Source organism: Arthrobacter sp. StoSoilB20, assembly GCF_019977295.1.
Taxonomy (GTDB): Bacteria; Actinomycetota; Actinomycetes; order Actinomycetales; family Micrococcaceae; genus Arthrobacter; species Arthrobacter nicotinovorans_A.
In genome coordinates, this window is the sequence record NZ_AP024651.1 from 3,274,038 (window position 1) to 3,300,590 (window position 26,553).

29 protein-coding genes are annotated in these 26,553 nt (G+C 63.3%); 11 read left to right on the top strand and 18 right to left on the bottom strand.

Going from position 1 to position 26,553, the window contains the following annotated elements; genetic code table 11:
• Nucleotides 1-129 precede the first annotated feature (129 nt).
• Together xseA and LDN85_RS14845 are read left to right on the top strand one after the other, a co-directional pair.
• Complete coding sequence (xseA, locus tag LDN85_RS14840) at nt 130-1,407, top strand: exodeoxyribonuclease VII large subunit (protein ID WP_091550029.1); 1,278 nt, start codon at nt 130-132, stop codon at nt 1,405-1,407.
• Between the two features lie 42 nt (nt 1,408-1,449).
• A complete protein-coding gene (locus LDN85_RS14845; RefSeq protein WP_026539912.1) occupies nt 1,450-1,701 on the top strand; it encodes an exodeoxyribonuclease VII small subunit in 252 nt (83 codons plus the stop codon).
• 145 nt (nt 1,702-1,846) lie between these two features.
• Here the strand turns inward: LDN85_RS14845 and LDN85_RS14850 are convergent, their stop codons facing one another.
• The 10 genes from LDN85_RS14850 to LDN85_RS14895 all read right to left on the bottom strand — a co-directional run bounded on the left by LDN85_RS14850 (nt 1,847) and on the right by LDN85_RS14895 (nt 11,458).
• Nucleotides 1,847-2,704, bottom strand: a complete 858-nt coding sequence (locus tag LDN85_RS14850) for a polyphosphate kinase 2 family protein (RefSeq protein ID WP_223943421.1) — start codon at nt 2,702-2,704, stop codon at nt 1,847-1,849.
• Between the two features lie 47 nt (nt 2,705-2,751).
• Entirely contained in the window at nt 2,752-3,972 is a 1,221-nt protein-coding gene (locus LDN85_RS14855) for a pyridoxal phosphate-dependent aminotransferase (protein ID WP_026546228.1), read from the bottom strand.
• Between the two features lie 120 nt (nt 3,973-4,092).
• On the bottom strand, nt 4,093-5,049 hold the full coding sequence (locus LDN85_RS14860; RefSeq protein WP_026539909.1) for an ABC transporter substrate-binding protein: 957 nt from the start codon (nt 5,047-5,049) through the stop codon (nt 4,093-4,095).
• Nucleotides 5,046-5,789 carry an ABC transporter permease gene (locus LDN85_RS14865; RefSeq protein ID WP_026546229.1) on the bottom strand — a complete coding sequence of 248 codons (744 nt, stop codon included), beginning with the start codon at nt 5,787-5,789 and terminating at the stop codon, nt 5,046-5,048. The genes LDN85_RS14860 and LDN85_RS14865 overlap by 4 nt, the downstream gene beginning before the upstream one ends.
• Nucleotides 5,786-6,526, bottom strand: coding sequence for an ABC transporter permease (locus LDN85_RS14870; protein ID WP_026539907.1), 741 nt, complete (start codon nt 6,524-6,526; stop codon nt 5,786-5,788). Before LDN85_RS14870 ends, LDN85_RS14865 begins: the two co-directional genes overlap by 4 nt.
• Nucleotides 6,526-7,620: an ABC transporter ATP-binding protein gene (locus LDN85_RS14875; RefSeq protein WP_026546230.1), complete on the bottom strand. Its 1,095-nt coding sequence runs from the start codon at nt 7,618-7,620 to the stop codon at nt 6,526-6,528. The genes LDN85_RS14870 and LDN85_RS14875 overlap by 1 nt, the downstream gene beginning before the upstream one ends.
• 154 nt (nt 7,621-7,774) lie before the next feature.
• Nucleotides 7,775-8,956, bottom strand: a complete 1,182-nt coding sequence (gene rsgA, locus LDN85_RS14880; RefSeq protein WP_223943422.1) for a ribosome small subunit-dependent GTPase A — start codon at nt 8,954-8,956, stop codon at nt 7,775-7,777.
• A 27-nt stretch (nt 8,957-8,983) separates the two neighbouring features.
• Nucleotides 8,984-9,142 carry a hypothetical protein gene (locus LDN85_RS14885; protein ID WP_167332876.1) on the bottom strand — a complete coding sequence of 53 codons (159 nt, stop codon included), beginning with the start codon at nt 9,140-9,142 and terminating at the stop codon, nt 8,984-8,986.
• A gap of 36 nt (nt 9,143-9,178) precedes the next feature.
• Nucleotides 9,179-9,631: an NUDIX hydrolase gene (locus tag LDN85_RS14890; RefSeq protein WP_091550025.1), complete on the bottom strand. Its 453-nt coding sequence runs from the start codon at nt 9,629-9,631 to the stop codon at nt 9,179-9,181.
• A 30-nt stretch (nt 9,632-9,661) separates the two neighbouring features.
• Nucleotides 9,662-11,458, bottom strand: coding sequence for a beta-galactosidase family protein (locus LDN85_RS14895; RefSeq protein WP_223943423.1), 1,797 nt, complete (start codon nt 11,456-11,458; stop codon nt 9,662-9,664).
• A 50-nt stretch (nt 11,459-11,508) separates the two neighbouring features.
• On the opposite strand from LDN85_RS14895, the gene LDN85_RS14900 reads away from it, so the two are divergent.
• Nucleotides 11,509-12,540, top strand: coding sequence for a pirin family protein (locus LDN85_RS14900; protein ID WP_223943424.1), 1,032 nt, complete (start codon nt 11,509-11,511; stop codon nt 12,538-12,540).
• 81 nt (nt 12,541-12,621) lie between these two features.
• Here LDN85_RS14900 and LDN85_RS14905 read toward each other — a convergent pair whose 3' ends face one another.
• Entirely contained in the window at nt 12,622-13,557 is a 936-nt protein-coding gene (locus LDN85_RS14905; protein WP_026539901.1) for a BadF/BadG/BcrA/BcrD ATPase family protein, read from the bottom strand.
• A gap of 41 nt (nt 13,558-13,598) precedes the next feature.
• On the opposite strand from LDN85_RS14905, the gene LDN85_RS14910 reads away from it, so the two are divergent.
• Nucleotides 13,599-14,630: a nitronate monooxygenase gene (locus LDN85_RS14910; protein ID WP_223943425.1), complete on the top strand. Its 1,032-nt coding sequence runs from the start codon at nt 13,599-13,601 to the stop codon at nt 14,628-14,630.
• Here the strand turns inward: LDN85_RS14910 and LDN85_RS14915 are convergent.
• Entirely contained in the window at nt 14,605-15,579 is a 975-nt protein-coding gene (locus LDN85_RS14915) for a LysR family transcriptional regulator (RefSeq protein WP_223945472.1), read from the bottom strand. The genes LDN85_RS14910 and LDN85_RS14915 overlap by 26 nt on opposite strands.
• Before the next feature lie 124 nt (nt 15,580-15,703).
• Here LDN85_RS14915 and LDN85_RS14920 point away from each other — a divergent pair, with 124 nt between their 5' ends.
• Genes LDN85_RS14920 through LDN85_RS14930 form a run of 3 tightly spaced genes read left to right on the top strand, consistent with a single transcriptional unit; the run spans nt 15,704 to nt 18,177 of the window.
• Nucleotides 15,704-16,933, top strand: coding sequence for an MFS transporter (locus LDN85_RS14920; RefSeq protein WP_223943426.1), 1,230 nt, complete (start codon nt 15,704-15,706; stop codon nt 16,931-16,933).
• A 31-nt stretch (nt 16,934-16,964) separates the two neighbouring features.
• On the top strand, nt 16,965-17,624 hold the full coding sequence (locus LDN85_RS14925; protein ID WP_223943427.1) for a TMEM175 family protein: 660 nt from the start codon (nt 16,965-16,967) through the stop codon (nt 17,622-17,624).
• Between the two features lie 46 nt (nt 17,625-17,670).
• A complete protein-coding gene (locus tag LDN85_RS14930) occupies nt 17,671-18,177 on the top strand; it encodes an Lrp/AsnC family transcriptional regulator (protein ID WP_026539896.1) in 507 nt (168 codons plus the stop codon).
• Between the two features lie 22 nt (nt 18,178-18,199).
• On the opposite strand, the gene LDN85_RS14935 is transcribed toward LDN85_RS14930, so the two are convergent.
• On the bottom strand, nt 18,200-19,435 hold the full coding sequence (locus LDN85_RS14935; RefSeq protein ID WP_223943428.1) for an MFS transporter: 1,236 nt from the start codon (nt 19,433-19,435) through the stop codon (nt 18,200-18,202).
• A gap of 172 nt (nt 19,436-19,607) precedes the next feature.
• Between LDN85_RS14935 and LDN85_RS14940 the strand changes: the two genes are divergently transcribed.
• Genes LDN85_RS14940 through zapE form a run of 4 tightly spaced genes read left to right on the top strand, consistent with a single transcriptional unit; the run spans nt 19,608 to nt 22,779 of the window.
• Nucleotides 19,608-20,132 carry an Lrp/AsnC family transcriptional regulator gene (locus tag LDN85_RS14940; RefSeq protein ID WP_026546240.1) on the top strand — a complete coding sequence of 175 codons (525 nt, stop codon included), beginning with the start codon at nt 19,608-19,610 and terminating at the stop codon, nt 20,130-20,132.
• A gap of 10 nt (nt 20,133-20,142) precedes the next feature.
• Nucleotides 20,143-20,568: a DUF1761 domain-containing protein gene (locus LDN85_RS14945; RefSeq protein WP_223943429.1), complete on the top strand. Its 426-nt coding sequence runs from the start codon at nt 20,143-20,145 to the stop codon at nt 20,566-20,568.
• Between the two features lie 10 nt (nt 20,569-20,578).
• Nucleotides 20,579-21,574, top strand: a complete 996-nt coding sequence (gene corA / locus LDN85_RS14950; protein ID WP_026539892.1) for a magnesium/cobalt transporter CorA — start codon at nt 20,579-20,581, stop codon at nt 21,572-21,574.
• Nucleotides 21,571-22,779, top strand: coding sequence for a cell division protein ZapE (zapE, locus tag LDN85_RS14955; protein WP_223943430.1), 1,209 nt, complete (start codon nt 21,571-21,573; stop codon nt 22,777-22,779). Before corA ends, zapE begins: the two co-directional genes overlap by 4 nt.
• Before the next feature lie 38 nt (nt 22,780-22,817).
• On the opposite strand, the gene LDN85_RS14960 is transcribed toward zapE, so the two are convergent.
• The 5 genes from LDN85_RS14960 to LDN85_RS14980 all read right to left on the bottom strand — a co-directional run bounded on the left by LDN85_RS14960 (nt 22,818) and on the right by LDN85_RS14980 (nt 26,549).
• Nucleotides 22,818-23,348, bottom strand: coding sequence for a ferritin (locus LDN85_RS14960; protein ID WP_026539891.1), 531 nt, complete (start codon nt 23,346-23,348; stop codon nt 22,818-22,820).
• A gap of 54 nt (nt 23,349-23,402) precedes the next feature.
• Nucleotides 23,403-23,774 carry a fluoride efflux transporter CrcB gene (crcB, locus tag LDN85_RS14965; RefSeq protein ID WP_223943431.1) on the bottom strand — a complete coding sequence of 124 codons (372 nt, stop codon included), beginning with the start codon at nt 23,772-23,774 and terminating at the stop codon, nt 23,403-23,405.
• Entirely contained in the window at nt 23,771-24,214 is a 444-nt protein-coding gene (locus LDN85_RS14970; RefSeq protein WP_223943432.1) for a CrcB family protein, read from the bottom strand. Before LDN85_RS14970 ends, crcB begins: the two co-directional genes overlap by 4 nt.
• The gene (locus tag LDN85_RS14975) at nt 24,201-24,725 is read right to left on the bottom strand and encodes a universal stress protein (RefSeq protein ID WP_091550009.1); all 525 of its coding nucleotides are present in this window, start codon (nt 24,723-24,725) and stop codon (nt 24,201-24,203) included. The genes LDN85_RS14970 and LDN85_RS14975 overlap by 14 nt, the downstream gene beginning before the upstream one ends.
• 111 nt (nt 24,726-24,836) lie before the next feature.
• Nucleotides 24,837-26,549 (bottom strand): AarF/UbiB family protein, encoded by a 1,713-nt coding sequence (locus LDN85_RS14980; RefSeq protein WP_223943433.1) that lies wholly within the window; start codon nt 26,547-26,549, stop codon nt 24,837-24,839.
• Between the last annotated feature and the right edge of the window lie 4 nt (nt 26,550-26,553).

Consider the following 26,553-nt stretch of genomic DNA (forward strand, 5'->3'; position numbering starts at 1 on the left):
GAAAAATGTCGGGGCGGGTTGGGAAGCTATGGATAGAGTTGGAAAGCGGCCGCCACCAAAGCCGCATCCCCGAGCAAGGACACATCATGCAGCAACAGACACGGAGACCGGAACGGGCACGGACCACGCATGTCCGCTGAAGCCACACCCGAATCCACCTTGCCGGGAACAGCGGCTGAAACAAGCCCGGACAACCCGTGGCCGCTGCAACTGCTCTCCCGGAAGCTCAAAGCCCATATTGAAAGGGCACCCGCGGCGTGGATCGAGGGGCAGGTCATTGAACTGAACCGCCGGGGCGGCAACGCTTTCCTGACCTTGCGGGACGTTGACGCCGAAATTTCCCTTCCTGCCTCGGTGTGGTCCACGGTGCTTGATCGCCAAAAGGTCCCCCTCGAACGCGGTTCCCGCGTAGTTGCCTTGGTCAAGGCGGATTTCTGGGTCAAGACGGGCCGGCTGAACATGTCCGTCAAAGACATCCGCCCTGTGGGCCTGGGCGACTTGCTGGCCAGGATCGAGCGGCTCCGGCAGGCTCTGGCAGCCGAAGGACTGTTCGCCGACTCCCGTAAACGCAAGCTGCCCCTGCTCCCCCACCGGATCGGCCTCATCACGGGCCGCGACTCCGACGCCAAAAAGGACGTCCTGCGCAACGCCGCGCTGCGTTGGCCCGCGGTCGAGTTCGATGTCCGTGAGGTTGCCGTCCAAGGCAATACCGCCGTCGCCCAGATCATCGCGGCGTTAAAGAAGCTCGACGCCGACCCCCAGGTAGACGTCATTGTCATGGCACGCGGGGGCGGCGCGTTGGAAGACCTCCTTCCGTTCAGCAACGAGGACCTCATCCGTGCGGTCTCGGCGGCCACCACTCCGGTTGTCAGCGCGATCGGGCACGAAGCCGACCGCCCCATCCTTGACGACGTGGCGGACCTTCGGGCGTCGACGCCCACCGATGCCGCCAAGCGGATAGTTCCTGACGTGGCCGAGGAACTGGCCATGGTGAGGCAGGCAAGGGACCACTTGCGCCGGAGCATCGGCAGGATGGTGGACCGGGAATCGGACCGGCTGCAGTCATTGAAGTCACGGCCGGTGCTGGCCACCCCGGCCTCGATGGTGGACGCCCGGGCCGAAGACATCCATCGCCTGCAGCGCCGCTCCCATTCAGCCGTCAGCACTGCCGTTGCCCGCGCCCTGGACCAGGTCCATCACCTGCGCGCACAAGTCAGGGCCCTCTCCCCGCAAAAGACACTGGACCGTGGCTATGCCGTGGTCCAGATTGTTGGCGAGGACCAAGCCGGGCACACAGTGGTCAGCAGTCCTGAGGAAGCCCCTGAAGGAACCTCCCTGGCCATTCGAGTAGCCGAAGGTCGCTTCAGGGCAGTGTCCACAGGCCAAGGACACATCGTGGACCGTTGATGAATCGGTCACCATCGTCACTACCGAACACAAAAGGACATCATGACCGAGAACAACTCATCCGCATCTTCACCGGAATCCTTGGATTCCTTGAGCTACGAGGAAGCACGCGAACAGCTCATGGGCGTTGTTAGCCGCCTGGAAGCCGGAGGTGCCAGCCTGGAAGAATCCCTGGCACTCTGGGAAAGGGGCGAAGCCCTGGCCAAACGCTGCGAGGACTGGCTGGAAGGCGCCCGCAAACGCCTGGCCACAGCCCGGGACGCAAGCAACGACGCCGGTGCTGCCGCCCAGTAACGCGCACTAACGTCCAAGCAGCGGAGTAACGCCCAGCCGCGTAGCAGCGTCCAAGCCGCGCAGCAACGTCCAAGCCGCGCAGCAACGTCCAAGCAGCGCACTAACGCCAAGCCGCGCAGCACCGGGCAGCCCTCGGAGGGGAGTCCTAGGAATCCACCACCAGTGCGCGTTCGGCTGCTACGTCGAACCCGGCCTTTGGCCAGTCCAGCTGGAGGCGTTCAAGGGCATCGATCAGCAACTGTTGCACAGCGATGCGTGCGTACCACTTCTTGTTGGCCGGGACCACGTGCCAGGGCGCTATGTCCGTTGACGTCTTCTCGAACGCCACGCTGTAGGCATCCATGTAGTCGTCCCAGAACGCGCGTTCGGCCAAATCTCCACTGCTGTACTTCCAGTGCTTGCTGGGGTCATCCAAGCGCGCTATCAGCCGCTCTTTTTGCTCGTCTTTGCTGATGTTGAGCATGACTTTGACGATGGTGGTGCCCTGGTCCGCGAGCCGGGCCTCGAAGTCGTTGATGGCGGCGTAGCGGCGTTCCAGCTCCGCAGCGTCGGCCCATCCGTGCACCCGATGGATCAGGACATCCTCGTAATGCGAACGGTCGAAAACTCCCACCATCCCGGCAGCGGGAGCTTCCTTTTCGATCCGCCACAGGAAGTCATGGGATTTTTCCTCGTCAGTGGGAGCCTTGAAGGCGCGCAGTTGAACACCCTGCGGGTCCATGGCGCCGACTACGTGGCTGACGATGCCGCCCTTGCCTGCCGTATCCATGGCCTGCAGGATCAGCAGCAGCCTCTTGGTGCTCCCGAACCGGCCTTGGGCAAAGAGCTTCTCCTGCAGTTCTGCCAGCCGTGCGTCCTGGGCTCCCAGCAAGGCCTTGCCATCAGCTTTCGCGCCCGGATATCCGGGGGTGGAGCCAGGGTCCACACTGGCGAGCGTGAATCCTGGCCCGACCCTCAATACCTCAGCAGGACTCTTGGCAAACTCAACTGCAGCCACCGGCATGCCTTTCCGCAGGGCCGCGCCCTCGTGGAACGGCCATGGACCTCAGGCTAGTTCCCCGGGTACCTCGACAGGAAGTCCGCCATGCGGCCAATGGCCTCTTCAATGTCCTTGACGTTGGGCAGGGTGACCATTCGGAAGTGGTCCGGGCGCACCCAGTTGAAGGCCCGTCCGTGGGAAACCAGGATTTTCTGTTCCTTCAAGAGGTCGAGGACAAATTTCTCGTCATCGCGGATGTGGTAGACCTCGGGGTCCAGCTTCGGAAACAGATACAGGGCGCCCCTGGCCTGTTGGGTGCTCACTCCGGGAATGGCATTCAGGAGGTCATAGGCCTTGTTGCGCTGTTCCAGCAGCCTGCCGCCGGGCAGGATGAGGTCGTTGATGCTCTGGTACCCGCCCAGGGCAGTCTGGATGGCGTGCTGCGCGGGAACGTTGGCACACAAGCGCATGTTGGCCAGCAGGTTGATGCCTTCGAGGTAGTCCGCAGCGTCCTTCTTCGGCCCTGAGATGGCCATCCAACCGGCCCGGTAGCCACAGACGCGGTAGGCCTTGGAGAGCCCGCTGAATGTCAGGCACAGGACATCGTCGCCGGTGAGGCCGGCCAGGTTGATGTGGACGGCGTCCTCGTAAAGGATTTTCTCGTAGATTTCGTCGGCGAAGAGGACCAGTCCGTGTTTCTCTGCGAGGGCGACGATCTTCTTGAGTGTCTCTTCCGGGTACACGGCGCCGGTGGGATTGTTGGGGTTGATCACCACGATGCCCTTGGTTCGCGGCGTGATTTTGGCTTCCATATCCTCAAGATCGGGCTGCCAGCCGGAATCCTCGTCACAGAGGTAGTGCACCGGGCGGCCACCGGCCAAGGCTACGGAAGCTGTCCACAAGGGGTAGTCCGGGGTGGGAATCAGGACCTCGTCGCCATCTTCAAGAAGGGCCATGAGGGACATGGTGATAAGTTCGCTGACCCCGTTGCCGAGGTAGATGTCATCTACGTGGATGTTCTGGATGCCACGGGTCTGGTAGTACTGCGAGACTGCGGTCCGGGCCGAGAAAATTCCGCGGGAATCGCTGTAACCCTGGGCATTGGGAAGGTGGCGGATCATGTCCACCAAAATGGCGTCAGGCGCTTCAAAACCAAACGGGGCTGGGTTTCCGATGTTCAGTTTGAGGATCCTGTGACCCTCCGCCTCCATCTGCTGGGCGGCCTGAAGAATCGGTCCACGGATGTCGTAGAGGACATTATGAAGTTTGGTGGACTGCTTGAATTTCGCCATTCCTCAAATATGCCACACGGGTGATGCACTTCAGTTGAGACTTAACTCACACATACGACGACGGCGGTGACGGGCCCGCACGGGTCCGTCACCGCCGTCGTGCACGGTATTGAAAAGGCGTTACTTAACGATGCCCTTGTCCTTGAGCCACGCAGCGGCGGCATCCTTGGGAGCCTGCTTCTGGTCACCGCTGACCGCGCGGTTGAGGTTGATCAGGTCATCGGTGGTGAGGATCTTGGAGACGTTGTTGAGCGCTTCCTTGGCCTTGTCCGTCATCTTGTCCTCCTTGACCAGCGGCAGGACCTGCTGGGCTTTGAAGTTGTTCTTGGGATCCTCAAGAACAACGAGGTCGTTGTCGACGATGGACGGGGTGGTGGTGTAGATATCGGCCACCTGGACCTTGTCCTCAAGCAGCGCCTGCAGGGTCAGGTTGCCACCGCCGTCGCTGAACGGCTGCAGTCCCTTGAGCTCGCAGTTGTAGTTCTTCTTCAGCCCCGGGAAGCCGTACGAGCGCGTCTCGAACGTGGCCGGAGCTGCCATGGTGAAGTCCTTGCACACCTTGGCCAGGTCCTCGATGGACTTCAACTGGTACTTCTCGGCCGTCGCCTTGGTCACTACCATGGCGTCCTTGTCCTCGGCCTTGGAAGCATCCAGCACTGCCAAGCCGTCCGGAAGTTTGCCGGGAAGGGCCTTGTAGACGTCCTCGGCTGATACTTCCGCTGCCTCGGTATCCACAAAGGAGAGGAGGTTGCCGGAGTAGTCCGGGACGAGGTCCACGGAGCCGTCCTGGACAGCCTTGAAGTAGATCTCACGGGAGCCGATGTTGGGCTTGGACGTGGCAGTGAGTCCTGCCGCGTTGAGGGCGCCAACATAGATCTCGGCGATGACCTGGCTTTCCGGGAAGTCAGCCGATCCAACCACCAGCGAGCCACCGGCAGCGGAACCGCCCGAAGCCGAAGTGGACGGTGTGGCCAACGGGCTGCCGCCACATGCGCTCAACGCAAGGGCCACACCCAGTCCGGCTGCGAGGCCGCCGAGACCACGGCGCGTAAGGGTCATGGGGACGGGGTTCTTCATGGTGTACCTCCTTGAACGGCAGCCCCGGCTGGAGCCGCGGCTGTGAGATCGTCGGCTGCCTTGTGGCTGCCGTTTGAGTCGAGGGTAAGGCCCGGGGAGAGGACCAGCCGTTGCACGCCGGCGAGGATCAGGTCCACCGCGATGGCCAGGCCGGCGATGAGCAGGGAACCGCCAAGCATCCTGGGGAAATCCTGCAGGACGAGTCCGTCAAACAAATAGCGGCCCAGCCCGCCGAGGGGCAGGTAAGCCACCACGGAAACGGTTGCGATGACCTGCAACACCGCAGTACGGATTCCGCCGAACATGACTTGCAGGCCGTTGGGAAGTTCCACGCGGAAGAGGATCTGCAGCTCGGTCATGCCCATGGCCCTGGCAGCATCCACCACCGTGGCGTCCACACTGGAAATACCGGCGTAAGTACCTGCAAGCAGCGGCGGGACTGTGAGGATCACGAGCGCCCACACCGGTGGCATCAAACCGCTGCCGGCGAGCAACGCAAACAGCACCAGCAACCCGAGCGTGGGGAGCGCCCGGAGCGCACCGGCCACGGCAACAGCGACCACGCGTCCACGGCCTGTGTGCCCGATGAAGAGACCGATGGGGACGGCGATGGCGGCCGCAATGAGGAGGACCAGTGCGCTGTACTGGAGATGTTCCAGGACGCGGGTGGGAATGCCACCGCTGCCGGTCCAGTGCTTGGGGTCAATGAGCCAGGCAATCGTCTCGGCAAAGATATTCATGCGGACGCCCCCGGATCCGGGCGGAGGCCCGACTTCGCCACGCGGGGTCCGGCCTTGGGCTCAGTGAGCAGGGTGTTGGCGTCGGTGCGGGAGGACTGTCCACCGGCTGCGCGGGTCCAGGGAGTCAGAAGCCTTTCCAGAACCACCAGCACCGCATCCATCAGCAGTGCCAGCACCAGAATGGCAATGATGCCCACCACTACCTCGGTGACGAACGTCCGCTGCAGCCCGTCGGTGAAAAGGACGCCGAGATTTCCCACGCCCAGCAGCGCCGCGACGCTGACCAGCGAAATGTTGCTGACCGAGACCACCCGGAGTCCGGCAAACAGCACCGGCAGCGACAACGGCAGGTCCACCTGGAAGAAGCGCGCCAGGGGTTTGAAGCCCATGGCCACGGCTGCATTCCGGAGGTCGTCGTCCACCGAATCAAAGGCGTCCATCGCTGCACGGACCAGCAGGGCTACGGCGTAAATCGTCAAGGCCACCACCACGTTCAGGGGGTCCAGGATCCGGGTGCCCAGGATGGTGGGAAGGATGATGAACAAAGCCAGGGAAGGAATCGTGTACAGCAGCGAGGTGGCAGTAGCCACTACGGAGCGGAGCGTGCTGTTGGCCCGGGCCAGCTGGGCCAACGGGATGGAAATCAGGAGGCCAAGGACCATGGGAATGATGGCGAGCACCATATGCTGCCCAGCCAACCCGAAAACCAGGCCGGTATTGCCGAGGAACCACTCCATCAGGTGGCGTCCTCCCTGTGGTGCCGGACTTCTTCAATGAGGGCCAGGACTTCGGGCGCCTTCAGGACTCCGGCAACGCGGCCGTCGTCGTCCACTGCTACGCCAAGACCCGACGGCGAGGACAACGCCGCGTCCAGGGCGCGGCGCAGGGTGTCTCCCTTGCGGAACAACGAACCGCCCGGGATCAAACCCGCGCCGTCACGCGGAGAGGACCATCCCAGCGGGCGGGAGTCGGCGTCCACTACCAAGGCCCACTCCCCCGATGCCCGGCCCGCCTGATGACCAGCCGAAGGGCTGACCATGGTTACCGGGTGCAGGGTGACGGCATCGGCTGTATTGAAAGCAAGGTGCCTGAAGCCGCGGTCGCGCCCGACGAAGGATGCGACGAAGTCGTTGGCCGGCGCCCGAAGGATTTCTTCCGGCGCAGCATATTGAGCCAGTTTTCCTCCCACGGCGAAGACGGCAACTTTATCGCCAAGAACAGTTGCCTCATCGATGTCGTGGGTGACAAAGACGATGGTTTTAGCCAGTTCCCGTTGCAGGCGAAGGAGCTCCTGCTGAAGTTCGTCACGGACCACTGGATCAACCGCGCTGAAGGGTTCATCCATCAGCAGGACGGGTGGATCAGCAGCGAGCGCCCGGGCAACCCCGACGCGCTGCTGCTGGCCACCTGAGAGCTGGGACGGGTAGCGCTTGCCAAGAACCGAAGCCAGCCCCACGACGTCGAGCAATTCCTCTGCGCGTTTGCGCGCATCGGACTTGGATACCCCGTTGAGCCGCGGGACTGTAGCGATGTTATCCAGCACCGACCGGTGCGGCAGCAGGCCCGATGACTGCATGACGTAGCCCATGGAGCGGCGTAGCTCCGGGGCGGGAACCTGCGAAACGTCCTTGCCCCCAACGGTGATGGTTCCGCTGGTTGGCTCCACCATCCGGTTGATCATGCGCAGGGATGTGGTCTTGCCGCAGCCCGAAGGGCCAACAAACACGGTGATGGAGCCTTTGTCGATGGACATGCTGAGAGCGTCCACGGCCGGCTGCCCACCCTGGTATTGCTTGGTGACGCTCTTGAACTCAATCATGGCTTCGGCCATACCCGGGCTTACCTATCTGTGGTGGAGAACATCGGTAGAGCCACATGATCATATGCACTCTTATTACTTGGCTGCAAAGCAATCTTCACCCAGCGTAGCCAGCACCACCGACGATGTCAGCGCCGCCACGAGTTCTGTAATGAATCGGCAATGTTCATCGCTTCCGCCGTTTGCCTGCTTTGCCTCCCCGTGCCTCAGCTTGGTCGTGCCTGTACCTTTCCGCCGCGCGCTGGCCGCGGTCCGCCGACATGACCTTTTGGTGCCATTCGCGCTGGTACGCACGCCGGGCTGCTGCGTCGTGTTTCCGGGCCAGCGCAGCCAACTCACGTTGCAGTTTCTGGTAGCTGGCCCAACGCCGGGGATCCAGTGTTTCCTCCGCCAGCGCCTCCTGGACCGCGCAGCCCGGCTCCGCTTGGTGGGCACAGTCGCCGAAGCGGCATTGGGCGAAGAGAGTTTCAAGATCGCCGAACATCTCCTCCATGCCCTCGTCCGCGTCAAAGAGTCCAAAACCACGGACGCCCGGGGTATCCATCAGCACCGCACCGCCGGGCAGTGGCACCAGTTCACGTGAGGTTGTGGTGTGTTTGCCCTTGCCGTCACCTGCCCGGACCGCACCGGTTTGCTGGACCTCATGGCCGGCAAGGGCATTGATGAGCGTTGATTTTCCTGCACCGGAAGGACCCAACAGGACAAGGGTTGCACCAGTGGGTATGTGTTGCAGGAGTTCATCGAGCCCGTCCCCTTGCTCTGCAGAAGTGGTCACCACCTCCACTCCTGCAGCCTGCAGAATGACCTCCCCCACGACGTCGTCAGCCAGATCGGCCAGGTCGGCTTTGGTGATGACCACCAGCGGCGTAGCACCGGAATCCCACGCCGCAACCAACGTCCGCTCAAGACGGTTGTGGGTCAGGGGACGGTCCACCGGCACCACTACGGCCACAATGTCGATGTTGCTGCCAAGGACCTGTTCCTCGGAGGAGGCCTCAAAGGCGCGTTTCCGGCTCAGCGCCGACTGCCGGGGAAGAACCTCGACGACGGCAGGCTCACCCGCGGTGTTATGGCCCAGCCAGACCCAGTCACCGGTAGCAGGTACCGGACCCTGTGTTGGATAGGGCAAGTGCAGCAGACCGTCGGCCGACGCTACGAGCACCCGGTTGCGGTCCAGGCGCACAATACGGCCCGGGCTGGAGTTTTCCTGCTGTTCCGGTGGAGTGTGGACGCGGAAGAGCTCCGCGGTTTTATCGGTGTAGCCGTACTCTACTGGTCCCCTGGCGGGACGTTGCTTGGTTGATGCCGGGCTGAAAGATGGGTCGCTTATTGAAGCGTAAGTTTTCAATGGAAGCCTCTGATGAGGTCCGGCCGCCTAGCTTTGGCTGGCTGATGCCGGGACAGGAATGATGGGCTGATGACGGCGCGCTGCAACGGGCAGCGGGGCACGCAAGATCATGGCAATCATCAAATCCACCTCCTCGGCATCCAGGCCGGCAACCAAAAAGCCGGCAACGTTGTTCAGAGTAGCCAAGGCGCGCAACTTTGGCTAGTCCCAGGCTCCGCGGTTTTAGTCGAGCTTCCCATTTACCGGGCGCTCCCGGTGGAGCCGCAAGGCAGTGTCAACCAAAGAAACCCGGTTGAGTTTGCCGACGTCGTCCAGCGGAACCCAAGCAGCATGGGTGGTGCTTCCATCTACCTCGTGGGTCAGTTCGCCGCCCACCACCGTGGCCTCATATACCAGGCGCAAGGCCTGGAAGTCCCTGACTGAGCCATCCGGGCGGACATCGCCGGGCCAGTGGCCGACGTCGATACCCAGCATGCGATCAATACGCGCTTCGTAGCCGGTTTCCTCGAAAACTTCGCGCCGGCAGCCGTCCACAGGATGTTCAGCGAGGTCCAACCCTCCGCCGGGAAGTGTCCACCCTTCTTTGCCATCCTGCTTCCAATAGGCCAGCAGGATCTTCCCTTCCCGGATCATTACGGCGTACGCGGCTGGGCGGGTGTCGAACTGCAGGGTCATGGTGCCAGCATAATTGCCTGTCCGGCTCCCTTAGGGAAGTTCGGCCGCCTCGATGGGGCCGGCTTCCACCGGACCCAGATCCGGCGCCTCGCGAAGTTCGACGACGGTCCCCGGCTTTCCGAGTTCGAGCACCTTGATGCTGTTACGGCCGGGCTTAAGCAACGGAGCGGGTGCGTAAAGGGTTACTTGGGGGCCTTTGTTCCAGTACCTGCCGAGCAGGAAGCCGTTGAGCCAGACGAAGCCCTTCTCCGAATCCGGCAAAGCGATGTAGGTATCGGCCGCCTCGCCAATCTCGAACTCGACTCCGGACAGGACATCCAGGTGGTCCTGCGTCCACTCGGCCAATGGCACCGGAGTCTGCGTCCAGTGGAAGGTGTATCGCTGGTTGATGAGGACGCCGCCGAGGATGCCTTTGCCATGTCCGGTCAAAGGACCGTAGTTGATCCGACCCAGGTTCTCCACGAGGATCTCAAGCCTGGCAGCAACACCCGTGCCGGTAACCAACAGCCCTTCGGCACCGGTGACGTCATCAAGGACACCGGCAAAATTACCATCCACCCATACATAGGCGCGGTCATTAAGGCCGGTGATCTTGAGCCGGCTTTCAACGGGCATCCCGGGTTGTCCGGGCAGGATGGCTTCAGCTGAATACAACACCAAGCCGGCGTCCAGTCCCAGCTGCTCAAAACTCAGCGGCTTGACGCTGGCAACGGCAATCCCCGCGTTCCGGACGATCGAAAGCAGGCCTTGCCCGCTACCCAGTGGCAGTGACTGGGCCGGAATAACGGGAGAATCCGCCAGCAATTCCACTGGGAGTTCCGGGAGTTCTTCGATGCCTTGGGCACGGAAGAATTCTTTTCGGAAAGCATGGAACTTCGGCGTCAGGGCGCCGTTCTCCGCGATCGGAGCGTCGGAGTCGTAACTGGTGACCGTGGGCTGGAGCATGGTGCCGTCGTGGTTGCTGCCCGAGGTGAGGCCGAAGTTGGTCCCTCCGTGAGCCATGTAAGCGCAGAGCGATCCGCCGGCATCGAGCATCTTGCGTGCTTCCGCTGCCGCGTCATCGGCGTCGCGGCGGTGGTGGAGTTCGCCCCAGTGATCGAACCAACCTCCCCAGAACTCAACGTTGAAGAACGGCTCTCCGGGGCGGCGCCGCTGCCAGGTGGCTATGGCTTCATCGCCCCGGCTTCCCAGCGTGGCGGTGGCCCAGGTGCCGTCGATCGAGCCGCCGTCGAGGAAGTAGTCGGTGCCGCCGTCGGCAGTGAAGAGCATCTCGGTGATGCCCCGCTCTTCCAGGGCCCGCCGGTTCCATCGGATGTATTCGTGGTCGTCACCGTAGCTGCCGTATTCGTTTTCTATCTGCACGGCCACCACAGGGCCTCCTGACGAAGCCTGCCGTGCTGCCACGATCGGCAGGAGGTGGTCAAACCATTCCTCGATGGCCGCAGTGAACATGGGGTCCATGCAGCGCAGGCCGATTCCGGGAATGCCGGTCAACCAAGCCGGAAAACCCCCGTTGTCCCACTCAGCACAGATATAGGGCCCCGGACGGACGATGACGTCCAGGCCCTCCCCGGCAGCGAGGTCCATGAAACGCCCGATGTCACGCCAGCCGCTGAAGTCCGGGGCCTGGTCGCGTTTAGGCTGGTGGAAGTTCCAAGCAACGTAAGTGTCCACGGTGTTGGCGCCCATGGCTTTGAGGCGACGCAGCCGGTCCTGCCACAGGTCCGGGTGCACGCGGAAGTAGTGGATGGCTCCAGCGAGGATGCGATACGGTTCACCCGAACGGTAAAGGACGGCGTCGTGGTAGCTCAGGAGGGCGTTGTTCACGTGGAACAGATTAGCTCAATTTCCAACATTTATGCACAGGCGATGATCACATGACCAATCTTGATACTTCCCCCGCCCAGGAAGTATGTCCGGCGGCCCACGAAGGTCAGGGGCCATGCGTGCAGCTGTGGCCCGAACGCGAAGTTCCCCTCGGCGGTGTCCGGGCCATGAACGTCATGCGGACCCTGCCCCAACGTGGGCTGCCTACTGTGGGTGCGTGGTGCTTCCTGGACAGTTTTGGCCCGGACCGGGTGGCCATGAGCGTCCTGCCCCACCCGCACAGCGGCCTTCAAACTGTCACGTGGCCCCTCGAAGGGGCCGTCAGGCACCGGGACAGCGTGGGCAGCGATGTCGTGGTCCGGCCAGGCGAGCTCAACATCATGACCGCGGGCCATGGAATCTCGCACTCGGAGTTCTCAGTCCTGCCCGCCACCAGCGGATCAAGTTCAAGCCCGCTGGTGGAACAGCTGCCTGTCTCCCGTGGGCTGCAACTGTGGGTTGCATTGCCCGAAGAGCATCGCCACCGGGCGCCGTCGTTCGAGCAGGTCCGGGACCTGCCCGTGGCGGTGGGCCAGGGTTTCACCGCCACAGTGATGGTGGGGGAATTTGCGGGCCAGCGCTCCCCCGCCACCATGTTCAGCCCCATTCTTGGAGCCGATATCACCGGCACTGGAACCCTTGAGCTGCCTTTGCAACCGGAGTTCGAACACGCCGTGTTGGTCCTGGACGGCCAACTTGTCATTGACGGCCAGGATGTCGAGGCCGGCCCGTTGGCCTACTTGGGCGCAGGTAGATCGCTTCTGAGCGTGGAAGCAAAACCCGACACCCGCTTCATGCTCCTGGGCGGCGAGCCGTTCGGTGAAGACCTGCTCATGTGGTGGAACTTCGTTGGGCGGACGCACGAGGAAGTGGAACAGGCCCGCGAACAATGGGAGGCAGAGGGTTTGCTCGACGACGCCGCTGCCGCCACCTCACGCTTCGGGCACGTCCAAGGCCACGGGCCCGACGCCGGACCGGAGGCCGGACGAATTCCCGCTCCCCCGCTGCCAGGCGTCAAGCTGCGCCCCAGAACCCGCGGCTGAGTCCAGGACTGAGTCCCAGGCTGAGTCACACTACCGCCGATACCCCACGCGATGTTTGGGTATCGGCGGTACAAAACTCCCCTAACGGCGCTGCTCGGCCACCAGCCGCGGCACACCGAACACAGGATCCTGCTGGAGGATGCGGACATCAGTGATGCCACGTTCGGCCAGCTTTGCCTTGAAGGCTTCCTGCAGCAGCGGGACGTTCATGCCCAGTCCGCTGCCGAGAATCACTGGACCGTCCAGGCCCAGTTGCCGAACGGCCTGTTCGGCAAGATCAGCCAGGTCCTGGCCTGCCTGGGCCACCATTGCCCTGCTGACCCCGTCTCCGGCAGCGGCGGCTTCCACCACGATCCTTGCCTGCTGTGCCCAGTAGCGGCGACCGGTGTCCGGCGAATGGAACAAGGCGATCAGCTTGCCGGGTTCATCCACCCCGCACGCGTCCAACAAGGCCTGGCTGAGCTCATCGGGCTCCAGACCTTGGTTCATGCGCTTCAGGCTGTGCCGTACGGCCTCACGCCCCAGCCAATAGCCGCTTCCTTCATCGCCCAGGAGGTAGCCCCAGCCACCTGCGCGGGCCTCTTCGCCGGCGTCGTTCTTTCCCCACGCGGCTGAGCCTGTACCGGCGATGACGGCAACACCGGCACTGGCGCCACCGGCCGCCAACAGCAAGCGGGAATCATGGACCACAGTGATGCGGGCCCCGGGCGCATGGGGGGCGATCAGGTCTGCGAGCGCCTGTGCGTCTTCGTCCGTATCGATCCCGCCGGCACCGGCGTAAACCTCGTCGATCCCGCCGCCACCGATTTTGCCGAACAGTTCGGCAAGGTTGGCTGCTGCCTGTTCCCTGCTGACGTTCTGCACATTGGAGCTGCCGGCGCTTTCATCCCGGACGGGCGTGCCGTTCTGGAACCGCACGCCACGGGTCTTGGTGCCGCCGATATCGAGCCCAATCACCGTTCCGCTCAAGGTTTCCGCGGGGGCAGGGGAATGCTGGGCCGAGTCAAGATTGTTCACCGTGAAAGACTAGCTTGGAGCGTCCGGAGGAGAAACTGCACATGCCATATTCCCTGTTCCATACACCCTTTATTGCAGCTCCCATGGCGGGCGGAACGTCGACGCCGGCGTTGGTGCGCGCCGTTCATGAGGGCGGCGGACTCGGGTTCCTTGCCGCGGGCTACAAGGGAGCGGACGCCATGCTTGCCGAGATTGCTGCGGCAAGGGCCCTGGGCATTCGTTTTGGCATGAACGTCTTTGTCCCTGACCTGCGGCAGCTCCCACCCGACAGGGAGGCTGTGGCTCGGATCGAGGCCTACCGTGCAGAGCTGGAACCTGAGGCTGCCCGATACGGGGTGGCGCTGCCACCCCTCCGCCTCGACGATGACGACGCCTGGCAGGACAAGATCGATGCCCTGATCGCGGACCCCGTGGAGTTTGTCAGCTTCGCGTTCGGCCTTCCGGGAAAGCCGGTGGTCCGGGCCTTGCAAAAAGCGGGCAGCCGGGTCATTTCCAGTGTTACCAGTGCCGAGGAAGCTCTTGCTGCTGCAGAGGAAGGCCCTGACGCCCTTGCGGTGCAACACAACTCTGCCGGAGGGCATACTGCGGCCTTCCTGCCTGCCCGGCGGGGACAAGAAGCCCGCACGACGGCGGAACTGCTCGCCCAGGTGCGTGGCGCCGTCGGCCTTCCCCTGATCGCGGCCGGGGCCGTCATGGACAGCCAAGGTCTGCGTGAGGTGCTGGAGGCCGGTGCGTCGGCCGCGCAGATCGGCACGGCACTGGTGCGGACCACCGAGAGTGGCGCCCGGCAACCGCACAAGGACGCGTTGGGAGACCCTGCGTTTACGCAAACAGCCATGACCCGTGCGTTCACCGGAAGGATGGCCCGATCACTGGTCAATGACTTTGTTCGTGACCACCAGGACGCCCCTGAGGGATACCCTGCCATCCATCACCTCACGGCACCGGTCAGGGCGGCTTCGTCGGCGGCCGGGGATCCGCAGCGACTGAACCTGTGGGCGGGCACCGGCTGGCAGCGGGCGCGGCAAGGCTCGGCCACTGACGTGGTCAGGGAGTACCTGAACGGGCTCTGACGAGCTCCGCCAACAGTTCCCCGCCCTCGGCAACCACCAGTTCACGGAAAAGCCGCACGGCCTCGGGCTCGAAACTTCTCTCCCGCCAGGCAATGCCGATCTGCCGGAAGGCCAGGTCCGATTCGATGGGCACCTCTACCAACCCCAGTTCGGCTTCGGGCAGGAGCTGACCTGTTCCTGACCCTGGGCCGGCAGGGGGAAGGATGGCGAACCCCAGGCCCGCCGAAACAAGGCCGCGTGCGGAGGTGGATTCCTGGACTTCGAACGCGATCCGCGGGCGGAAACCGGCCTCGCGCAGGAGCGTCTCGCCCAGCGCGCGCAGACCAACTCCGGCAGGAAGTGTCACATAGGGGTCGTGTCGCAGTTCTTTGAGGTGCACACTGGTCCGCCCAGCCAAAGCGTGCCGGTAATGCAGGACCACCCTGAGCGGCTCGCGGTAGAGCGGAAGGGACCGGATGCCCTTGCCTTCGGGGGCTATGGGCGCAGTCAGGGCGAAGTCCATCCCACCGCCGGCCAACTGCTTCAGGCAATCGTCACGCGGACCCTGCCAAAGCTCAAAGACCGCATGCGGATGGCGCCCACGGAAGGCACTGATCAGCAGCGGAAGTGTCGCTTCGCCAAAGGTGTGCTGGAAGGAAACGCCGATCCGTCCCCTGACGACGTCCGACTCGTGCCTGACCCTGTCCAGCCCGGCCTGGAAATTCTCCAGCGCGGCTTCGATGTAGGGCAACAGGGTCCTGGCCTCAGGGGTGAGCCGGATGCCCCGTCCGTCGCGAACCAGGAGATCGGCCCCCACAATGGCACTGGCCCGCGCCACCGCACGGCTAACCGTTGACTGTGGAACGCCGAGGACCTCGGCGGTTTCTGTCATGTGCTCTGTGCGGCCCAGCTCGGCAAGTACCGGCAGCAGGGGAAGGAGTTGGATGAGCTGATGATGGTCCGGCTCCATGGTGTTCTCCCCTTTGCCGGCGGCCCGGCTCATGACTCAACAGGCTCAATTGATGCTCTCTTGCATCAATTGTAGGTAAACCATGCATTGGAATGCGGAGTTGCCATGGTCCTAACCTTGCCGGGTGACCAACACCATCGCCACTGGCAATGCAGGAACCTGGGACGGCCATGCCAAAGGCTCCCGTGGCTACAGGCGTGTCCTTGCAGCATTGGCGCTTGCCGGCGTCGCGACATTTGCCCAGTTGTACTCCACCCAGGCTGTCCTGCCCCTGATGGCCGGAGAGCTGAACATCACTGCCGCTGAGGCGGCGCTCAGTATTTCCCTGGCCACTGCAGGCCTTGCCGTCACAGTGCTGCCCTGGTCCTTTGTGGCAGACAGGATCGGCCGCGTGCGTGCCATGGCCATCGGCATTGCAGCAGCGACACTGCTGGGGCTGCTGGTGCCCTTGGCGCCCACCGTGCCCCTGTTGCTGGCTCTGCGCACCTTGGAGGGCATGGCTCTGGGCGGCATACCGGCCATAGCCATCGCCTACCTCAATGAGGAAGTGACCAAAGTACACACGGCTCTGGCAGCAGGAACCTACGTGGCAGGGACAACCCTGGGCGGTTTGGCGGGACGGCTGGTGGCCGGCCCGGTGGGGGAACTTTGGGGCTGGCGTGCCGCGACCCTGGCTGTCTCCTTGCTGGCCACCGTGTCCGCTGTGCTGTTCCTGGTACTCGTCCCCCGGCAACGACGTTTCACTCCCGCCCCGGCCCTGGGATTCCGGGGAGCGCTCAGGACCCTTAAACGGCACTCGAGCAATCCCAAGCTGTTCTCGTTGTACTTGCAGGCCTTCCTTCTCATGGGCGGTTTCGTGGCGGTCTACAACTACCTGGGTTTTCGATTGCACGCCGAACCCTTCGGACTTCCGGCCACCGTTGTGAGCCTGATCTTCCTCGCGTATCTGTCCGGGACCGTGAGTTCACGATGTGCCGCTGGACTGACTACCAGGTTTGGCAGGCGCAACATGCTGGTGACCGGAATCGGCGTTATGTCCGCGGGCCTGGCACTGACCTTGGTGGAGAACCTCGCTGCCACCTTGGCCGGGCTCGTGATCTTTACCGGCGGCTTCTTCGCCGCTCACAGCGTTGGTTCCGGGTGGACCGGAGCCTTGGCGACCACAGGCCGGGCTCAGGCTGCGTCCCTCTACAACCTTTCCTATTACCTGGGTTCGAGCGTCATAGGTTGGGCTGGGGGGCTCGCTTTCCAGGCGTTCGGCTGGCCGGCCCTGGCGTTGGGAGTGATCGCCCTTTCATCTACGACGGCGGCGGTCACCTGGGTGGTGCACCGCCCGCCGCGCCACTCCCCGTGATTTCGGCCGGCCTGCCCCTACAATCGGAGGCATGACACAGGTCCCAAAAAGCCGGGAGTTGTCGTCACCGGAGCGTTTGCAGGCGTTTACGGATGCCGTGGTGGCGATTGCCTTGACGTTGTTGATTCTTCCGTTGATGGAGAGCGTCGGTGAACTGGCCGACCACCAGGGCACCACTGCCCAATGGCTGGAGGAAGAACAGTACGCTGTGCTCGGCTTCGTGTTGAGTTTTGTCCTCATCGCAGTGTTCTGGGTCCAGCACCACAAGCTTTTCCGCAGCGTCAAGCGCGTGGATTCAGGATTGTTGTGGTTGACGGTCGCTTGGATGTTCACCATCGTGGTGATGCCGGTGGCAACCTCGCTGTCCACCCAGATGGCCTCCGATTGGGCCCAGCCGCTGGTGTACATCGGGACGCTCTTTGCCACCAGCTTCGTGCTCCTCTTGGCCCGTACTTATTTGCGGTCCCACCCGGACCTCCACGCCATGGACGAAGCCGAGGCAGTATCAGGGATTCGAGCCAGCGGCATCGTCTCGGCGTTGTTCCTGGCCTCGCTGATCCTGTCCCTGGTCATCCCGGGTGCAGGAAACTGGCCCCTGCTGCTGATGCTGCTCAGTGAGCCACTCCAACGGCTGGACCGGCGATGGGTCCGCCGCACGTCCACCCCACGCCCGCCTCACGATAGTCGCTGAACATTTCACCGATTAGGATGGATGAAAGGCAATTTCAGGAGGATCGGTGTCCAACCCCACGAAGAATGTTCGGTCAAGCCCGGGCAGCGCAGAGCCGCTGGACGCGATCGATGAACGAATCCTCGCAGCATTGGTCGATGACGCCCGTATCTCCAACAAGCAGTTGGCTGAGCTCGTGGGAATCGCCCCCTCCACGGCCTTGATGCGGACCAGGGCCCTCTCCGAGCGCGGCATCATTGAAGGCTTTGAAGCCGTCTTGAGCCTGCCTGCGATCGGACGCTCCGTACAGGCCCTCATCGCTGTCCGTCTTCGCGCCCACGACCGCGACCAGATCGACCGCTTCACGGCCCGCGTTCCCAAACTTCCGGCGGTCATCTCCACGTTCCACACCACTGGATCCGTGGACTACCTGTTGCACATCGCCGTCGCAAATACTGACGACCTCCGCAATTGGCTCCTGGACAACCTCGCCACGGATCCCGTAGTGGGCCACACGGAAACCACCATGGTCTTCCAGCACATACCAGGCAACCGCGGACCGCTGCCTGAGTAGTGCGCCGTGGCGGCGCAAACCGTCAGGAACGAACAGCGCTCCGCAGCGAGATGACCGCGAGCGTGAACGCAGCAACTCCGCACAGGAGCGTGAAGCCCACGACGGCGGCCTGCAGGCCAAGTGCCGAGACAGCCAGTCCCAGCCCAATCACCGGAACTGCGCTGCCCAAGTAGGTGATGACGTAGACGGTGCTGATGACCTGTGCGTGGCGGGCGGCTTCAACCTTCCCGGCGACCTCGTTGAAGACCTGCCGGAACGCAATGCCCTGGCCCATGCCTGCCGTGATGCTCGCTGCCACCAGCAACCACGGGCTTGTCCAGGCGGCGGCAGCACCCACCAGGACAACCGAGACACCCAGGACGGCCAGCGCCACTGGAACCACAAAGCGTCCACGGGTACCAAGCAACTGGCTTAGCGCCGAAGCGCCCAGTGTGACTCCTGCGAGCAACCCGATCAGTGGCCGCGAGTCCACGTGGACCACACCGGCGAAGTACCCGGGTGCCAACGACAGGCAAAATCCGAAGACTGCGAAGCTCAGGAACCCGGTGGCGGCGGCCATCCAGAATGCCCCACGGGCATCGTGGGAGATCGATGGCTTCCGCGGGGCGAGGACCTTCAATGGCTTTGGACCTGCCGCCGGAGCTATCGCGGGGCGGGCCTTCAAGAGCCACAGGGGAATCAATGCTGCAAGCAGGACCGCCGAGTGAACGTAATAGGGAGTCCGGGTAGGGTCCGGCAGGAGTGACAAGAGTCCGCCGATGGCGGGACCAGCGGCCACGCCGCCTGCAGAGGAAAGCAACGTAAACCGTGAGGCCCACTCGGGTCGCTGTGGGAGAAGCTCCCGCAAAGCCGCAGAACTGGCTCCGGTTGCCAGTCCCACTGCAACTCCCTGAAGCGCCCTGCCCAAGGACAAGGCAACCAGCGAGCCGGCGTTGGCGAAGATCACGCCACCCACCAGTCCCACAAGAACGGCCAGGACCAACGCGGCCCGGCGCCCGATGTGGTCCGACCAGTGGCCGGCCACCATGAGGACACCGACCAGCGCCAGGACGTAGCTGGAGAATGCGACAGTCACATCCAATGACGTCATGCCGAGCCTGGCCTGCAACAGCGGATACAGCGGAGTGGCCAAGTTGGCGCCCACCAGCAAGGTGAAGATCACGACGCCGGTCAGGACCAGCCTGGCGGTGGTGGAGGCATCCCATCCCCAGCGGTCGGCGGTAACCGGACGCATGCGGAGTTCGCTCAAGACAGTCATTTCCATGCCTTCGGGCTCGGTGGCCGGATGGTGGGTTCCTTGTGGGAAGCACAATCCGGCAAAGTATTAGTGGCAACAGAATCTAATAGTGCTGATCTCCGCGCGATAAAAAGATGCAAAGATTGAGCAAAAGAATCAAAGTAGGACCACCTAAGTGAGCTGGAGTGACCATTTGAACACCCTCGACCCCATGGACCTGAAAATCCTCCTGGAACTCATCAAGGACCCCCGCATCCAAATCGCCGAGTTGAGCGATACTTTGGGCATTGCCCGCAATACAGCCCAGAGCCGGGTGAAGCGCCTCCTTCGGTCCGGAGTGCTGCATGCCGCGGGCAGGGAGGTGGACCTCGAGAAGGTGGGCTACGACGTCGTCGCTTTTGTCACCATTGAGGTGACACACCGCGAGCTCGACGGCGTCATAGGCGCCTTGCGCCTGATCCCCCAGGTCCTTGAAGTCCACGAAATTTCAGGGCGCGGCGACCTGTGGTGCCGCGTCGTGGCCACGGACACGCACAACCTGCAGTCGGCGCTGCGGTCTGTCCTTCGCACCAAAGGCGTCATCCGCACGGAAACCGTGCTCGCCCTCCATACCCACATTCCGTACCGGACAGAGCCGCTGATCGAACGGATGTCCGCAGCGCCAACACGGACAAGGCAGGAGAGCCAGAGCCCGGGTTCCCAGGCTCGAACAGACTAGGATTTCAGGAATGGATTGGCTCTCACACATCTCCCAAATCAACTGGTTCGCTGTACTTCTGGCCTTCGTCTCAAGCATGGTCATCGGCTTCGTTTGGTACATGCCGGCCGTGCTGGGCCGCAGGTGGATGCAAGCCATCGGCAAAACCGAAGAGGACCTCAAAAACATTGAAGGCGGCGCAGGAATCTGGGTTCCCATGATGGTGGCCGCTGCCCTGACCAGCATCCTCCTGGCTGTGCTCATCAGCGCCCTGGAACTCAACACTTTCTGGGCCGGCGGTTTCTTCGCGCTCATCGCCGCCCTCGTCTTCCGCGCCGGCGGCCACGTGATCCACAATGGCTTCGCGGGCCGACCCACCGCAGTAACAGTGATTGATTCGGGCCACGACCTCGTTGCCATGACCATTGCGGGCGCCATCATCGGAGCCATGCAGTAGCGTTCAACCAGTGACCATCATTGACAACGCCGTATATGTAGACGGCGTCCGCACAGCCACACCGCACAGTCTTGAGCAAACGTTCGAGACCTTGGCGGAACACGGCGGCATGGCCTGGATCGGCTTGTACCGTCCCACGAAAGACGAGATGGCCGCCGTCGCCCAGGAATTCGGGCTCCACGACCTCGCCGTCGAAGACGCTGTGTCCGCGCACCAGCGGCCAAAGCTTGAGCGGTACGACCACAACCTGTTTACTGTTCTCCGCCCGGCCAGATACCTCGATGACACCGAGACGGTGGAATTCGGCGAGCTGCACATCTTCACGGGGCCAAACTTCGTGGTGACCATCCGGCACGCTGAAACCGGAGGGGTCGCCCGGGTCCGGCACCGGCTGGAGACGCGTCCGGACCTTCTCTGCCATGGGCCTGAAGCTGTGCTGTACGCGCTCCTGGACCAGGTAGTGGATGACTACGCGCCGGTTGTGGCGGGTCTTGAGAACGACATCGACGAAATCGAAGACCAGCTCTTCAGCGGCGACAGCGCCGTTTCCCGCCGCATCTACGAACTTGCCCGTGAAGTGATCCAGTTCCAGCGGGCCATCCAACCCCTCCCGGACATGATGGCGCTTCTGGAAAAGGGATTCGAAAAGTATGGCGTGGACATTGAGCTGCAGCGCTCCCTCCGCGACGTCGAGGACCACGTTCAGCGGGTTATCTCCCGCGTGAACTCGTTCCGGGACCTGCTGCAGAACGCGCTCACCCTGGATGGCACACTGACTGCCAACCGCCAAAACGAGGCCAGCGCCGCGCAGAACGAGCAAGTCAAGAAGATCTCCTCCTGGGCTGCCATCCTCTTTGCACCCTCCTTCGTGGCAGGTGTATACGGGATGAACTTCGACCATATGCCCGAGCTGCACTGGGACTATGGCTATCCCTTGGCGGTGGGGCTCATGTTCGGTGCAGCCCTGCTCATGTACCTCATTTTCAAGCGCAAAGGCTGGCTGTGACGCCTCTGTTGAGGCCAGTTCCGGGTTCGGCCCGGGACACCCTGCGCACCTTGCTTGAGGGCATGGAGCACGACGCCGGACGGGCGGGTTTTGCGCTTGAGCCCAGTCAGCGGCAGGCAGCCGAGCGGTTGGCGGCCTTCGGCGCCCAACTGACGGGCCGTCGTCGTGCGCTTTCCCGGAAGGCGCCGCGGAGCCTGTACCTTCATGGACCGGTGGGCCGGGGCAAGACCTGGTTGATGGACAGCTTCCATGGACGGTTGGACGCACGGAAACGGCGTGTCCACTTCCACGACTTCTTCCGCAGGCTGCATGCCGGAACCCATGGTTTGGAGACCGGCAACGGAACAGCCATCCAGCAGTCCGTGGATGCGCTGCTCGATGGCATCGACGTGCTTTTCTTCGACGAATTCCATGTCCATGACGTTGGCGATGGCATGTTTATTGCCCGGTTGTTGCGTTCTGCTGCGCAGCGTCGCGTCCCCCTGGTGGTGACCTCGAACTACGCCCCGGAGGAACTCCTGCCCAATCCCCTCTGGCATGAGCATTTCCTTCCCACCATCGAGGCCATCAAAGAGATGATGGACATCGTGGAAATCAGCGGCGCCTCGGACTTCCGCCGGTTTCCAGCGAAGGGAACGGCTCCCGCCACCGGGTTTGATGCGTTCCGCTCGGGTCGGATCATCTCCCCCGGCACGGCCGGGCAGTTGGGGCGCCTGGGCCTTTTCAGGCCGGCACCGTCACAAAGCCGCGTGCTGAGCCCCACCACGCAACCGGTGGTGGTCAGGAATTCGGACCCCGATCTCCTCTGGGTGGATTTTGAGGAACTCTGCGGCGGGCTGACTTCAACAGCGGACTTCCTGGTGTTGGCCGGGACCTACAAGACCTGGGTGATCGATAACGTCCCCTCCCCTGCAGGGAATGACCCGGCCTCGGCACCTGCCTGGCAGCGTTTCAGCAACGTGGTGGACGTGCTGCACGACCAGGACATCACGCTGTTCCTGATCGGCAAAGGACCTTTGGACTGGGATATCGAGGCGTCCGGTGGTGATTCATCTGTTTTGCCGGTGGACCTGGCACGGATAGCGAGTCGGCTGTCCTTGTTGGATCGTTTCCAGGACCACCATGGTGCGGACACTTCCCCGGGCAATTTACCGGGCGGTGGCCATGGCACTCTCCCGGGCAGCGAAAAGGCCGCCGGAAGCTAAGCTTCCGGCGGCCCCTTCGAACGATGCCGGTCTTGCTCTTAGATGACGCCGCCGGCTGCGGACGGGGCGCCAGCGTCCTGTCCGCCGTCGCCGACGGTTTCGCGGGCGACATAGTTCTCGATGTCGAAGAGGTTCTCGGCCCGCTCCGTGATGTTGAGCAACGTGGTCATGGAAGCTACTTCCTCAACCTGCTCCTTCAGGAACCAGAGCATGAACTGCTCGCCCAAAGCATCTCCCTCGGCGCGGGCAACGCGGAACATCTCCTCGATGTTCCGGGTGACTTCCTTTTCCTGCTCCAGGGCCAGCGCGATGGGTTCCTTGGCGTTGGTGAAGTTGTTGCGGACGGGGGCGATGCCCGGGATCTCCACGTGCACGTTGCGGTCCAGCATGTACTGGACCATCATCATGGCGTGGTTGCGCTCCTCAAGGGATTGACGGTAGAAGTGCCGGGCGAGCTGCGGCAAGTCTTCACCATCAAAGTACACAGCTACTGCGATGTATTGCTGGGAGGCGGCAAACTCGTTCGCGACCTGGGCGGACAACAGCTCATTGAAAGTCTTCTTAGCCATGGCTCGATCCTACAGGCGGACCATGCCTCTTCCGGTGGTGAGGTTCGCCACTGCTCAGGGCAGCGCCACGCTGATCCACACACCCGCTGCGACCGCCAGGACGCTCACCGCCATGGTCCCCAACCCATTGATGACCGCCAACGCCGTGCGCCCGCTTTGAACCAGCCGGATCGTCTCAAGGCTGGCAGTGCTGAAGGTTGTGTAGCCGCCCAGGAAACCTGTTCCGAGAATGAGGAGGAGGGAATCCGGTGCCTGCCCGCGCATGACCAGTCCAGCCAGGAAACCCAACAGCAGCGAACCCGAGACATTGATGGCCACCGTGCCCCACGGGAAGGCAGTCTTCAGGCGTGACCGGAGGAAGCCATCGACGACGAACCGTACCGCCGCGCCCAGCCCACCTGCCAGGGCAAGAAGGATGACCGTCACGATCGAGGCCCCATTCCGCGCCTGTGGTGCCAGGCGCCCACCCAGATACCGGCAGTGGTTGCTGCGGCCCCGCCCAACAAGCTCGCCGCGAGGTACCCTGCGGCGGCAACAGCCGCCCCGGCAGTAAACAGGTGCACTGCGTCTAAGGCCAGCGTGCTGTAGGTGGTGTAGGCACCCAGGAAACCCGTACCCAAGGCGAGCCGCAGGACCTGGCGGTTGCCGACGTCGGGCCCCCTTCGGGAAAGTCCCTCAAGCAGCGCGCCCAAGGCCAGGGCGCCCGAAAGGTTGATGAGCAGGGTGGGAAGCGGCCACGCACCGGGCGCGGGAATCACCAGCCCCAGGCCGTACCGCGCCAATGCTCCGAACACCCCGCCTGCTGCCACGATCGCGATGAACTTGCCCCGGAGATGGACGGAGCTGTGCTCTTTAGTCCTCGGCATCGTCGGTGGGGATCCGGGGATTGACGGGGACAACCAGCACGGGCCGTTCCTGGCGGTGGAACAAGTGGCGGGCCACCGAGCCAGCTGTCAGTTCCTTCATCGCCGCGGCCAGCTTGTGCTCACGGGTACCCACCACGATCATGGACGCTCCGGTGTCCTCCGCTTCACGGGCCAAGGCGCGGGCAGGCTCCCCCGCCAGATGGACCAGCGACCATTGAACTGGCGTGCCGTCCAAATAATCGTGGAGGGCTTTGGTGAGGGATTCGGGAATCGCGTGAGGATCCTCATCAACCCCATCGGGGTCGATCGGCGCGGCCGGCCCCCCAGTGGTGCCGTCCACCGGATACACCGTAACGTCCGCGTAGGCGCACACCAGCGGAAGCCCGGCGCTGGCTGCAACACTTGCCGCTTGTTCGAGGACCACTGGGTGTTGCCCCGGCATGACGCCAACCAGGATGGGGCCGGCCGCACTGGTGGGGGCCTCGGAACGCGGAGCAGGAGTCTCTGTCACAGGGAAAGTCTACGGCGTGGTTCTACGCTGCCCGGTGAGGGAAATGCTGCCTGGTCAGGAGTCGATGCAGAGCCAAGGCCGCGCGACTCCCGATGGGCGGCGGACTTGGATTCAGGGCCGGCTCCGGCCCGACCATAACCCGTACAGCAAGGGAAGGACAGAGCCGATCATCAGCACGTTGCCCAATCCGGGATCGTCCGCCCGAAGGATGGCTCCGGCAATCAGCAACGCGCCGAAAACCAGCGCCGCGACTGCCCGCCGGGCCGTCAGGAGAAGCCGCGCGATCTGGCGCTCCAGGCGCCGGTTGCCCACCTGGAGCGAACCTTCTTCGGCCCGCGTCACCAGCCCGTCCAGCCTCTTGGGCAGGCGCAGGGCAATGGCGGCGGCTTCGAGTGTTTGGGATGCGACATCGTTTATCAGGTTGCCGCGCTCGTCCCGCAGCAACTGAGCAGCGTATGGTTCCACGGAGTCCCACAAGTTGAAGCGGGCATCCAGCGAGCTGCACACCCCCGAGGTCAGTGACATGGCCCTGATGATGAGCAGGAAGTTCTCGGGCAGCTGGAAGGGAAGGGAGCGGATCACGCTGCCGAACTCATTGCCGAATTCGCGGAACTCCCGCGGGTCAACATCGCGAAGCTCGGCGAAACCCATGCCGCCAAACCGGGCAAAGAGCTGCGTCATGGCCCGTTCAAGCTCCGCGGTATCGGCAGACTTCATCAGCACTCCCACATCACTGATGGCCGTCACCATGCCCTTGCCGTCCCTTGAGGCAGCGGCGATGAGGAGCTTCCGGAGGCCGCTGCGCGTCTTGACCGGGACCTCGCCCATCATGCCGAAGTCAATGAACGTCAGCTTCCAGGGATGTTCGCTGGATGGATCATTGGACGGCGTGACGAAGATATTGCCGGGATGGGGGTCGGCATGGAAGAAACCGTTGGTGAACAACTGCTCAAACATCACCGAAGCGAATACCGGTGCCACCTCGGACGGGTCGATGCCGGCCAGGCGAAGCGAACCGGCGTCGGTGATCTTGATGGCAGTGACATCTTCGAGGGTGAGCACACGGCGGGTGGTCCGCTCCCAGACCACGGCAGGGACCGTCACCCGTGCGTCGTGGGCGAAGTCAGCAGCAAAACGCTCGGAGTTGGCTGCCTCATTCAAGTAGTCGATTTCCTCGAGGCTGGTCTGCGCAAATTCCTTGATGAGGGCGGGCACATCTGCCCGGTTGGAGACGAGGCGGATACGGCTCAGCCAGCCTCCCACCTTGCGCAACGCAGCGAGATCGACGTCGACAATCCCGGCGATGCCGGGCCGCTGCACCTTGAAGACCACACTGCTGAGGCCGGTGTCCTCGGCATTGCCGGCCAGGAGCTTGGCCCGGTGCGCCTGTCCCAGTGATGCTGCCGCGATTGGCGTCTCCTCGACCGAGGCAAAGACCGACTCCAAGGGCGCGCCAAGTTCGGCCTCGGCCAAGGCCCGGATGGCGGGAAACGGAACCGGCGGAACTTCGTCCTGAAGCCCTTCCAGCTCTGCGGTAATTTCCGGTGGCAGCACATCAAGCCTGGACGACATGAACTGGCCAACCTTGATCATCAGTCCCCCGAGGTCCACCGCAAGGCCATGAAACCGCCGGGCGAAGCGGCGCATCCTGGCAGCGCGGTTCCGTTCGGTCAGGCGGCGCAAGCCCACCCTGGGCAGAAACAGCTCAAACCACCATGTGACCGCCAAATGCCACGCGGCGAATCGCAGGATCCGACGATAGCGGGCACGGGGATTCCCTGTGCCCCTCGTGGAATCAATCCGTTCGGGCCGAACCGACGTCACCCCC